This window comes from Chlorobaculum sp. 24CR, assembly GCF_004118635.1.
Classification (GTDB): Bacteria; Bacteroidota; Chlorobiia; order Chlorobiales; family Chlorobiaceae; genus Chlorobaculum.
The window spans coordinates 1-455 of sequence record NZ_SDGU01000090.1 but is presented as its reverse complement, the minus strand read 5'-3'; the positions used below and the strand labels follow the sequence as shown (position 1 = coordinate 455).

Below are 455 nucleotides of genomic sequence, written 5' to 3'. Positions count from 1 at the left end.
GCAGCACTTTTTTCAGGACACTGTGTCTCACGGCATGTGAATAACCCATAATTCGCCTCCTCTACTTGAGGCGACATCTATGTTAACACTTAGGGGGTAGGGCAGTCTTATGAAGGGCCGGGCGTGATTTATACTTCACAAGATGGCAAATATGGCGTCGATAACACTGATGGTGTCCACAACTTCTGGAATTACTCCGAAGGATCATCCAGTGGACAAGCGTATGACGCTCTGCAACTTTCATCAGGATATTTCACCGTTGACGCACCACTTCATTATAATGAGAGTGCTGATAATTTTAGTGGCTATATCAGTTCGGATGTGGGGGATCCCATAGAAATATCAATGAGGGTTTATGGTTTTGAATCTCTATGGGATATATTCCCCGAAGCTCTGCTTCGTTAAAGATAAAAGTGTAATAATTGAGCACATATATTCATAAAAGTCATAATGTA

The 455-nt window shown here is 42.0% G+C and carries 1 protein-coding gene; it reads left to right on the top strand.

Annotation, left to right across the window (positions count from 1 at the left end):
- The first annotated feature begins 123 nt into the window (after positions 1-123).
- Positions 124-405: a hypothetical protein gene (locus EST62_RS12685; protein ID WP_129052435.1), complete on the top strand. Its 282-nt coding sequence runs from the start codon at positions 124-126 to the stop codon at positions 403-405.
- Positions 406-455 lie beyond the last annotated feature (50 nt).